Annotated in this window: 5 protein-coding genes and 1 riboswitch; of the genes, 4 read left to right on the top strand and 1 reads right to left on the bottom strand. The window is 56.0% G+C overall.

Annotated elements, in window-relative coordinates:
• The first annotated feature begins 41 nt into the window (after positions 1 to 41).
• A riboswitch (Lysine riboswitch) is annotated at positions 42 to 235 on the top strand.
• A gap of 109 nt (positions 236 to 344) precedes the next feature.
• The 4 genes from lysC to JOE25_RS16465 all read left to right on the top strand — a co-directional run bounded on the left by lysC (position 345) and on the right by JOE25_RS16465 (position 9733).
• Positions 345 to 1712 carry a lysine-sensitive aspartokinase 3 gene (gene lysC, locus JOE25_RS16480; protein ID WP_209636976.1) on the top strand — a complete coding sequence of 456 codons (1368 nt, stop codon included), beginning with the start codon at positions 345 to 347 and terminating at the stop codon, positions 1710 to 1712.
• 144 nt (positions 1713 to 1856) lie between these two features.
• A complete protein-coding gene (gene panS / locus JOE25_RS16475) occupies positions 1857 to 2774 on the top strand; it encodes a ketopantoate/pantoate/pantothenate transporter PanS (protein ID WP_037416073.1) in 918 nt (305 codons plus the stop codon).
• 412 nt (positions 2775 to 3186) lie between these two features.
• Complete coding sequence (locus tag JOE25_RS16470; protein WP_209636974.1) at positions 3187 to 4863, top strand: ShlB/FhaC/HecB family hemolysin secretion/activation protein; 1677 nt, start codon at positions 3187 to 3189, stop codon at positions 4861 to 4863.
• Positions 4864 to 4906: 43 nt separating this feature from the next.
• Positions 4907 to 9733, top strand: coding sequence for a hemagglutinin repeat-containing protein (locus JOE25_RS16465; protein WP_209636972.1), 4827 nt, complete (start codon positions 4907 to 4909; stop codon positions 9731 to 9733).
• 50 nt (positions 9734 to 9783) lie between these two features.
• Here JOE25_RS16465 and JOE25_RS16460 read toward each other — a convergent pair whose 3' ends face one another.
• Positions 9784 to 11433 carry a Na/Pi cotransporter family protein gene (locus JOE25_RS16460; RefSeq protein WP_209636970.1) on the bottom strand — a complete coding sequence of 550 codons (1650 nt, stop codon included), beginning with the start codon at positions 11431 to 11433 and terminating at the stop codon, positions 9784 to 9786.
• Positions 11434 to 11647 lie beyond the last annotated feature (214 nt).

The raw sequence follows: 11647 nt of genomic DNA, 5'->3' as shown, positions 1-11647 counted from the left end.
TTACCGGCTATTCCTAACAGCCTACTTGCACATCCCGTGTGCAAGCCAGAAGAGGTGCGTCGCCCAGGTAGAGTGTCAGAGGAGCCGTTCTCCAATGACGACGCTTGAGGGGGAGCGACGCCGAGGTAAGGTGATGCGCGGCATTCATCATATCGGCTACAGGGGCTGAATCCCCTGAGTTGTCACCAGGGATTGTCCGTAAGGGCAGTCAGCAAGGTGGGGCGCTTCTGGGTGTATCGTAGCGTTAACCTCTACGCCTGCCCCCTGTTTATCGCTCCTCCCTTGTGCCAAGGCTACGAAAAAAGCGCTCTCTGAATAGAGCCACCCTGACACGAGGTTTTTACATGAACCAAGCAGCACCCCAGAATTCCACCGTTGTCGCCAAATTCGGCGGCACCAGCGTTGCTGATTATGAAGCCATGAATCGCAGCGCCGACGTCGTGCTATCCAATCCGGCCGTGCGTCTGGTGGTCTTGTCCGCGTCCGCGGGCGTCACCAATCTGTTGGTGGCTCTGGCCGAAGGCAGTGATGCCGACAAGCGCAACTATCAGCTCGATGAAATTCGTCGAATTCAATACGCCATCCTTGATCGCCTCGACAATCCGGACGTGATCCGCGATGAAATCGACCGCATGCTGGAGAACATCGCCATGCTGTCTGAGGCCGCGGCGCTGGCGACCTCAACGGCGCTGACCGACGAACTGGTCAGCCACGGCGAATTAATGTCTACCCTGCTGTTCGTTGAGATCCTTCGCGCTCGCAACGTACAGGCGGAATGGTTTGACGTCCGTAAAGTCATGCACACCGATGACCATTTCGGGCGTGCCACACCGGATAGCGCAGCGCTGAGTCAATTAGCCCAATCGTTACTCAAGCCACGCCTGCAGGAAGCTTTAGTGGTTACTCAAGGCTTTATCGGCAGCGAGCCCAAAGGCCGCACAACGACGCTGGGCCGTGGCGGCAGCGATTACACTGCAGCACTGTTGGGTGAAGCGCTGAGCGTCAGTCGCGTGGATATCTGGACCGACGTACCGGGCATCTACACCACCGATCCACGCGTAGTACCCGCAGCGAAGCGCATTGATAAAATCGGTTTCGAAGAAGCGGCAGAAATGGCGACCTTTGGTGCAAAAGTTTTGCACCCAGCCACCCTATTGCCTGCGGTACGCAGCGATATCCCCGTGTTTGTCGGCTCGAGTAAAGACCCTTCCGCCGGGGGTACCCTAGTGTGCAACACCACCGAGAACCCACCGCTCTTTCGTGCATTGGCGCTGCGCCGTAAACAAACCCTGCTGACGCTGCACAGCCTTAACATGCTGCACGCACGCGGTTTTCTGGCCGAAGTGTTCAACATTCTGGCACGCCACAATATCTCGGTAGACTTGATTACCACTTCCGAAGTCAGCGTCGCGCTGACCATGGATACAACGGGTTCAACCTCCACGGGCGGCAGCCTGTTAACGACCTCACTGCTGACCGAGCTATCGTCGCTGTGCCGGGTGGAAGTGGAAGAGAATCTGGCTCTGGTGGCGTTGATCGGCAATAAGCTTTCCCAGGCTTGCGGCGTGGGTAAAGAGGTGTTCGGCGTGCTCGACCCGTTCAATATCCGCATGATTTGCTACGGTGCCAGCAGCTATAACCTGTGCTTCCTGGTGCCGGGTAACGACGCTGAGCAAGTCGTACGCACCCTGCATCACAATCTGTTCGAATAAACTATTATCATCCCTTGCGGGCGCAGCATGCTGCGCCCCTACATCAAAAAAATCAGTTCATAACCGTAGGGGTTCAGTCCGCTGAACTCGCAAAAAAACACAACTCCACCCCATCGTTCTATTTGGCTAAGGAAAACCTCATTCATGCTGGCAAAATTTACCCGATTATTCCCCCTGTGGGCGGTGCTGCTCGCCGTCGCGGCCTACTTCACACCCACCACCTTTACCGGGATCGGCCCCTACGTCAGCCCATTGCTGATGCTGATCATGTTCGCCATGGGCGTCACGCTGCGGCTGGATGACTTTAAGCGCGTATTATCTCGTCCTGGTCCCGTGGCGGCGGGGATCTTCCTGCATTACCTGATCATGCCGCTGGCGGCCTGGTTACTGGCAATGCTGTTTCATATGCCACCGGATCTTTCCGCCGGCATGGTGCTGGTCGGCAGCGTCGCCAGCGGGACCGCCTCCAACGTGATGATCTATCTGGCAAAAGGTGATGTGGCGCTGTCCGTGACCATCTCGGCGGTTTCCACGCTGGTAGGCGTATTCGCCACGCCACTGCTGACCCGTCTGTATGTCGATACCGAGATCAGCGTCGACGTCATGGGGATGCTGCTCAGTATTCTGCAGATCGTGGTGATCCCTATCGGTCTGGGGTTGATCGTCCATCACACCTTTACCAAAACAGTCAAACGCATTGAGCCGATCCTGCCTGCGCTTTCTATGATCTGCATTTTGGCCATCATCAGCGCCGTGGTGGCCGGTAGCCAGAGCCACATTGCTTCGGTTGGGCTGGTCGTGATCATCGCGGTGATCCTGCATAACGCGATCGGGTTACTGAGCGGTTATTGGGGCGGTAAGCTATTCGGCTTTGATGAGTCCACCTGCCGTACACTGGCGATTGAGGTGGGTATGCAAAACTCCGGGTTGGCTGCCACGCTGGGCAAAATCTACTTCTCACCGCTGGCTGCACTGCCGGGAGCTCTGTTCTCTGTGTGGCATAACCTGTCCGGTTCGCTGTTGGCAGGTTACTGGTCCGGTCGGCCGATCAACAAAAAATAATTTCACGTCGGGACGCAGTTCAATGACTGCGTCCATCTTCCTACGAAATTTCGTATTTCCACTGGTCGGATTGTCAGAATTATCCCCATCCTCTATTATCGCACCGATAAATAAAAATTCAGATTCTTCTTAATGGTGCCGATAACCGTTTATAACGACGGGAACGGTAAATAACGATTAATTTACTTTTTTAATTACCTCCTTATGGGTAATAAACACAGATTTATAAAAATAAAAAACAAGCAGACTAATTATTATTTAGAAATATAAAAACCCACATTCTTATTTGCCACAAGCAAAAAGAACCCCGCAATGTGATCGTCACTCGCTGTCTCGGGCTGGCCGCTGGCCGTCCGTTTATTGACCTCATGGATTGAGCAGGCCGCTCTGCGGCTTCTCATAATGGATTACAATGATAAAAAAAACCGCTGCTTTGGCGCTGCTGTTCAGTACCGCACTCCCTGCCGCTTCCCTGCCGGAAATGGAACATTTCTCGCCGATGGGTGAATCACGCCGTGCCCTGCAAGACAGTACGCGTGAGGTGAATCAACAGATAGAACAACGACGCTACCAACAGCTTAAACAGCAGCAATTACTGGCAGAGCCAGAGCCTGCTGTCCCCGCGCTGCCGCGATCGGCCCAATGTTTGCCAATCGGTGGAGTGTACCTGCTGGGTATTACCTTGCTGTCAGAGAAAGATTTGGCAGCGTTGACCGCATTACCACAGCGTTGTATCAGCAGTAATGACATCAACCTGCTGACGCGTGAATTAACCCGTTTATACCTTGATAAAGGCTATATCACTGCCCGCGTACAATTTATTCGCCCCAATGCTGAGGGAGAATTAGGGCTACGGGTCACAGAAGGATTCATCGAGAAAATAGAAGGCAGCGATCGCTGGGTCAATAGCCAATTATTATTCCCTGGATTGGAAGGGCAACCCCTGAAATTAACCCAGCTTGATCAGGGATTGGATCAAGCCAATCGTTTGCAATCGAACAAAACCCGATTGGATATATTACCGGGCAGCCAAACCGGTGGATCAATTATTCGGTTGCACAACCAACATACCAAGCCCTGGCTGTTGTCTGCCACACTGGACAATTATGGTCAAAAAAATACCGGTCAGTGGTTAGCCCGTAGTACGGCAACGCTAGACAGCCCGTTCGGCCTGTCCGACTTCGTCAGCGTTAACGTTGCCGGTACGCTGAAAGATCCGTCGCAACGTTATAATCGCGCCTATACCCTGCTCTATTCCCTGCCTTACGGTGCTTTTACCTTCAGCGGCTTTGCCAGCTATTCACAATACCTGAATCGCCAACAGCTGGTGTTCAACAGCTATAAACTGCATGGCCAGACCCAACAATATGGCCTGCGCAGCGATTATGTGTTCTACCGCGATCGCGACCAGATTAACGCGCTGAGCGGCCAACTGACCCATAAGCGTATTGCCAACTATTTTGACACCGCCCGTATCAACCTCGGTAGTCCGACGCTCAGTCTGTTTGAACTCGGGGTCAACCACCTGCAAATCCTACCCAGCGGCCTGATCAGCGCCAACCTTAGCGTAGAGCAAGGATTGCCTTGGTTTGGCGCAGATCGTCCCAACGGCGCCAATCAGCCCGATGCCCAATTCACCAAAGCCAAGCTGTTCGCCAATCTCACTCAACGTTTCACGTTGGCAGGCTCCCATTACCAACTGAGTCACCTGCTATACGGACAATACAGCCGCGATCGTTTACCCGGTGTGGAATGGCTCAGCCTGACAGATCGTAGCGCAGTCCGTGGCTTCAGCCGCAGCACGCTGTCCGGTGATAACGGCTGGTATCTGCAAAATACCCTGTCTCGTCACTTCAACCTGGGTCAAAGCACGCTTACCCCACGTATCGGCGGCGACGTCGGCCGGGTGCTCCCCCGTGACAATCGGCCTTCAGGCTGGCAAAGCAGCGCCGGATTGAGCGCCGGTGCCACCCTGCGTTATCAGCGAGCAACGCTCGACGTCGAAGCCAGCCGTGGTTGGTTATTGTCCAGCCACGCAATGCCTGACGATCCCATCCAGGTGCTGGCGCGTTTTTCGTACACATTTTAATCAGTGGTTTTGCAGTAACACAGTGATATATGGAGATACATGGATGAAAAATAATAATTTCAGGCTTTCAGCGGCGGGTAAGTTGGCCGCCTCACTGGCGATCATTTTCGCCTCACTCGGTACCGCATATGCCGGTGAGATCGTTGCGGCCAACGGCGCTAACGGTCCGGGTGTTTCCACCGCGGGTAACGGCGCGCAGGTGGTCAATATTGTGACGCCCAACGATCACGGGCTGTCGCACAACCAATATCAGGATTTCAACGTCAACCAACCCGGCGCAGTGCTGAATAACTCGCTCGACGCCGGATTGTCTCAACTGGCGGGCCAATTGGGTGCCAACCCCAACCTGAATAACCAAGCGGCTAGCGTGATCCTTAATGAAGTGATCAGCCGCAACCCGTCGCTGTTACACGGTCAGCAAGAAATCTTTGGCATGGCAGCCGACTATGTGTTGGCCAACCCGAATGGGATCAGCTGCAGTGGTTGCGGCTTCATCAATACCAGCCGTTCCTCACTGGTGGTGGGTAATCCGCTGGTGGAAAACGGCATGCTGCAGGGTTACAGCACGCTGGGTAATCGCAATACCCTGAGTCTGGACGGCAAACTGAACGCCGGCGGCGTACTGGATTTGATCGCCCCACGCATCGACAGTCGCGGCGAGGTCATCGTCACCCCGGCATTCGATAAAAAAAGCGGAAAAAGGGTGTCCGATATCAACGCCATTAGCGGACATAACCGCGTATCGCGCGATGCGCAGGTGCTCAGCAGCACACAACCGGTCAGCGCGCTGGACAGCTACTATCTTGGCAGTATGCAAGCCGGACGTATCAACATCATCAACACGGCAGCCGGCAGCGGCGTGAAGCTGGCTGGCAAGCTGCAAGGTGACGACGAGATCCGGGTTAAAGCCGACAACATCCGCGCAGAAAGCCAGATTCGTGACGTGAGCAGTAACCGCAACAGCGGAGAGAACTACCAAAACTACCGGGGCGGCATCTACATCAATGACCGCAGCACGGGCCAACAACTGACCCGTACTGAACTCAAAGGTAAAAACATCAGCCTGGTGGCCAATAACAACAACCACCTGACCGCGACCGACATTCGCGGCGAAGAGATCAAGCTGCAAGGTGCCAGCCTGACGCTTGACGGTCAGCAATTAAAGCAGACTCAGGGCCACACCAACGATCAATGGTTCTACTCCTGGCAGTACGATGTCACCCGTGAAAATGAGCAGCATCAACAAGCGGGCAGCAGCATCAACGCCAGCAAAAATGCCACGCTGAGCGCCACCACACAGGATGTGAAGCTGCTTGGCGCCAGTGTTACGGCGGGTGACGCGCTAAACATCGAAGCCAAGCGCGATGTACAGCTCAGCGGGTTGATCGAACGGGATAAAACCAGCGAACGGGGGTATCAACGTAACCATACCTCCAGCCTGCGCACCGGCAGTTGGAGCAACAGCAACGAAACCGAAAACCTGAAGGCCAGCGACTTGCAGGCCGGTGGCGACCTGACGCTGACGGCCGGCAACGCGTTGGGGACGCAGGGTGCCAAAGTACACGCGGGGCGCAACCTGACGGCGAACGCCAACGAACGCATCACCATAGATGTACAAAAAACCGCCAACGCGAAGGCCGTTCGCGACAATAAAACCTCATGGGGTGGTATCGGTGGCGGCAGTGATCAAGACAACAGCAACCGCCACGAAGTCAACAACGCCTCCGAACTGACCGCCGACGGTACTCTGCGACTGAACGGTCACCAGGGCGTAACCATTACCGGCAGTAAAGTGCGAGGCAAACAAGGCGGCTTTGTCGAAGCCACCGCTGGCGGCCTGCGGATCGATAACGCCCTCAGCACCACCGTTGACAAGGTTGATGCCCGCACCGGCACGGCCTTCAACATTACCAGCAGCTCGCAGAAGTCCAATAATAGCCACCAAAAATCCACCGCCAGTGAACTGGTTTCCGATACCAACCTGCAATTGGTCAGCAAACGGGACACCGATGTGGTAGGCAGCAAGGTGACCAGCACCGGTAAGCTGGATATCAACGCTGGCGGCAATATCAACGTCAGTAGCGGGGAGCAGCAGCAACGCATCGATGAACAAAAAACCGCGCTCGCCATCAACGGCTATGCCAACGAGAAAAGCGATAAGCAATACCGCGCCGGTTTCCGCATCGAACATACCAGCGACAGTGAAAAAACGACCCGCAGCGAGCAACAGAGCTCGACGTTGAGCGGCGGCAGCGTAGCGCTGAAAGCGGACAAAGACGTCATCTTCAGCGGATCTAAACTGGTGACCACTCAAGACGATGCCAGCATCAGCGGCAACAATGTCGCCTTCCTCGCAGCCGAAAACAAAACCACCAGCGATACCGAGCACACCAAAATCGGCGGCGGGTTTTACTACACCGGCGGCATCGACAAAGTCGGTTCTGGTATTGAAGGCGGTTACGAGAACAGCAAAACGCACGCCCAAAGCAGCAAAGCCGTGGTTTCTGGCAGCGACATTGCGGGCAATCTGACGATTAATGCCAAAGACAAACTGACCCAGCAAGGCGCTCAACACCAGGTTGGCGGTAAGTATCATGAAAATGCCAACAGTGTTGACCATCTGGCCGCCGTCAACAGCGAAAGCAGCAACACCCGCAAAACCGACGTCGGCGTAGACATCGGCGCCAACGTGGATTACAGCGCTGTCACCCGTCCGGTTGAACGTGCCGTCGGGAAAGTCGCCAAATTGGACGCTAACGGCGTGATTAACGATATTGGCACCATCGGCGCGCCGAATGTCGGACTGGATATTGGTGCCAATGGCGGCAGCAGCGAGAAGCGTAGCAGCAGCTCGCAGGCCGTGGTCAGCAGCATCACCGCCGGGGAAATTGATGTCAAAACCACCGGTAAGCTGCAGGACAACGGAACGAAATACCAGGCGACCCAAGGCGGCGTGACGCTTGCGGCAGACAGCCACCACAGCGAAGCGGCGCAAAACAGCCAGCAGGAAAGCAGCAGCGAAACCCGCGGTAGCGCAGGCGTACGCGTTTATACCACCACCGGCAGCGATCTGACCGTCGATGCCAAAGGTGAAGGGGGTAACAAGCACAGCGAAAGTAACGGCAGCCAAGCAGTCACCGGCAGCATCACCGCGGCTAACGGCATCGACGTTAAGGTCAAGCAGGACGCGGTGTATCAGGGCACCTCGCTGGATGCCGGTAAGGGAAAAGCCAAGGTAAAATCGGAGGGTGGCGACATCCGTTTTGAGCAAGCCACCGATCGCAGCCATGAAAGCCACAGCGGCTTTAATGTCAAAGTATCTGCCAAAGGCGGCTCCACGCCGGAAACCAAAAACGTCGGCGTTGGGCTTGGCGGTAGTCACAGCAAAGGGGAAAGCGACAGCAGCAGCGCGCAAGTCAGCAACATCACCGGCAAACAGGGGGTAGAACTGGATGCCGGCCGCAGTCTGACGCTGCAGGGCAGCGATGTCGCCAGCCAGGGGGATATCTCGTTGAAGGCAGGCAAGCAGGTCGCCCTGCAGGCGGCCGAATCGCAGCAGACGCGTAAGGACGACACCCTCTCCGGCAATATCGATATTGGCGGCAACAGCACCGATAGCGACAAAAAGAGCGCGGGCGGTATTTCCCTCGGCGGCGCATTTGACATTGCCAAAGTGGATGAGTCCTCTACGACTCAGCAAGGTGGCAAAATCGCCAGCGGCGGCGCAGTGAACATTACCGCCAACGGCAATGACGAGCGTGCAGTGCATCTGCAAGGTACCGAGGTCAAAGGTAGCCACGTTGAGCTGAACGCCAAAAACGGCGGCGTGGTGCTGGAATCGGCACAAAACCAGGAACAGAAAAATAACTGGAATCTGGGGCTGAAGGCTAACGCCAAAGGCGGTCAATCGTTCAACAAAGACACAAACGGCAAGATTGATACCACCAGCGGCAGCGACACCCATACTCTGGGAGCCGGAGTGAAAGTCGGCGTGGATAAGCTACAAAAAACCACCCAGGGCAACAGCCTAATCAATGCCGGAGAAGTCACGCTCAATAGTGGTAAAGATACCACCTTAGCCGGCGCTCAGATCAATGCTGAAAGTGTACAGGGCAACATTGGCGGCGATCTGCACGTCGAGAGCCGCAAAGACAGTGAAAGCAGCGTGAAGGTCAATGTCGATGTCGGTCTGAACCACACCAACGATCCGGCCAGCAGCATCACATCCAAACTGTCAAAAGTGGGCACGCCACATTATGCCGGTAAGGTGAAGGAGAAGCTGGAGGGCGGCATCAACAAGGTCGCTGACGCTACCACCGACAAGTACAACAGCGTGGCTCATCGTCTCGATCCGAAGCAGGACACTACCGGTGCCGTCAGCTTCAGCAAGGCCGACGGCGGTAAGGTTACGCTGCCGGAAAACCTGGTGGGTGAAAAAGAGAAGGCACCGCTATGGGATCGCGGCGCTCGCTTCCTCGGCAACAAATCCAAGGAGAGCCTGACCGGTCCCGCCGGGCTGCAAGGCCAATTCAAGGTGAACGCCGATGTCGTCAACAACGATGCCGTTGGCGTGAAATCCGCCATCACCGGGAAAAATGACGTAGCGCTGAACGTACAGGGTACGACCCATTTGACCGGTGGTGAAATCCGCAGCCAACAAGGCGAGGTAACACTGGGTAACGGTAAGCTGGAACAGCAGGATGTGAAAGGCAATCGCTATCAGGGTGGTGGGCACCTTGATGCCGCGGCGTCTGCTGGCGGGCTGCTGGGGATCGCGGGTAAAAGCGTGGTGAACCTGGAAACGCCGGTCGGCGGCTACGGCAATAGCCAAGCTGCCGACGCTAAGGCTGGCGTCTTTTCAGGTAAGTAAGTTGCGGTAAATAGCTGCCGTCATGCCCCCGGCTAAACCGGGGGCATTTTTTACAGCGTGCTCGGCGTATCCTCCCACTCACGCTCATCATCCTTTTCATCCTGATCCAGCACGTTATAGGCCACCGCACAGAACAGCGAGTTCAGGCGTTTCATATCTCCCAGCAGCCCAAGATGCAGCGAACTGGTTTCGATGCTCTGTACGTTTTGTTGGTGCAGACGGTCAACGTGTGCATGCGCATAGCGGCGGTCCAAAATGCGGAAACGATGCTTGGAACGGCGCAACCGCTTGGCGCTGGTAACGTCACCCGACAGGAACACCGACAGGCCGAGCCGTAGATTGGCAATCAGCCGCTCATGCAATGCGTCCAATTCCGCCAAGCCTTCCGTTGAGAACGCACGCCGCGCCGCGTGCGATTTCGCCCCCACATCACCGGCCATGCGTTCGATAATGTCGCCCGCTTGCTCCAGATTAAGCGCCATTTCGATGATTTCAGCCCAGCGGCGGGAATCTTCTTCGCCCAAATCCTCCTTCTGGATCTGCGCCAAATACAGCTTGATGGCGGTATACAGCACATCGACATCGTCGTCGAGCCGCCGCACCTCCTTATCCTGTCCTTGCTTACCGTGCAGCACTTCACGCTGCAAAATCATCATGTGTTCCACCACGTCACCCATGCGCAACGTTTCTCGCGCCGCATTGGCCAACGCCAACGTCGGCGTGTCCAGCGCACTGGCATCAAGGTGTCGCGGCCGCAATCGCGGATCGTCAGCAGCCACGTCCGCGATTAACGTTTCGCACAGACGCGCCATCGGCCCAGCCAACGGAATTAACACCAGGCAACGGATCAGGTTATAAAAGACGTGAAAATAGATCACCAACTCTTCGTTCTCTCCGGGCAGGCGGGTCATGATATCGGCCAGATAAGAGACAAAGGGCAGGACCAGCACGCAACCGATCAGCTTGAACAGCAGGCTGCCAAGCGCGACCCGACGCCCGGCAGCATTCTGGCCACTGGTATTGATCACCGCCAGTAGGCCGCTACCAAGATTGGCACCGATCACCAGGCACAGAGCGACCTTCAGCGAGATCACGCCTGACGCCGTCAGCGTCGCTGTCAGCAATACCGCAGCCAGGCTGGAATAGCTGACAATGGCGAATAAGGCACCGGTCAGGGCATCCAGCATCACATCACCGGTCAGTGATGAAAACAGCACCTTCACGCCCGCTGCCTGGGTGATAGGGGTGGCAGCGGCGACGATCAGCTCCAGCGCCAGGACAATCAGCCCGAGACCAATGCACACCCGGCCCATTTGACCTACTCGGGTTTGCTTGCGGCTAAGAAACAGGAACACGCCGACCAGGATCAGCAGCGGTGACAACCAGGAAAGATCGAAAGTCAGTATTCGCGCCATCAGCGCAGTACCGACGTCGGCGCCGAGCATGATAACCAATGCCGGCGTGAGCCCCACCAGTCCCTGTGCGACAAACGACGTGACCAGCAGCGCGGTGGCATTGCTACTTTGTACCAACGCGGTTACGCCAATGCCGGAGACGAACGCCAGCGGTTTTCTCTCCACGCTGTCGCTCAACACCCGGCGCAAATTAGCGCCATAAACCCGCATGATCCCGGTGCGCACGATGTGAGTGCCCCACACCAACAGCGCCACAGAGGAAAGCAGGTGAAGAAGGGTCAACACGGAAAATACGCTCCATTAACGCCGGCAGGAAAGATCAAATCCATACCCTGTGAATTTCGGGCTGCAGGACGGCGGCAAACGGGTGAATCCCCAGGAGCTTACTCAAGTAAGTGGCTGGGGGGGAAACCCTGCGGCCAACACATCTGCTGCGTGAAAGGCGACGGGTATAGCAAGCTATCCTGCCTGCCAGGCGTGCATAGGGCAGGACAGCGGC

Source organism: Serratia sp. PL17 (assembly GCF_017832355.1).
In the GTDB taxonomy this organism is placed as follows: domain Bacteria; phylum Pseudomonadota; class Gammaproteobacteria; order Enterobacterales; family Enterobacteriaceae; genus Serratia.
This window is presented reverse-complemented; position numbering and strand designations above follow the sequence as displayed.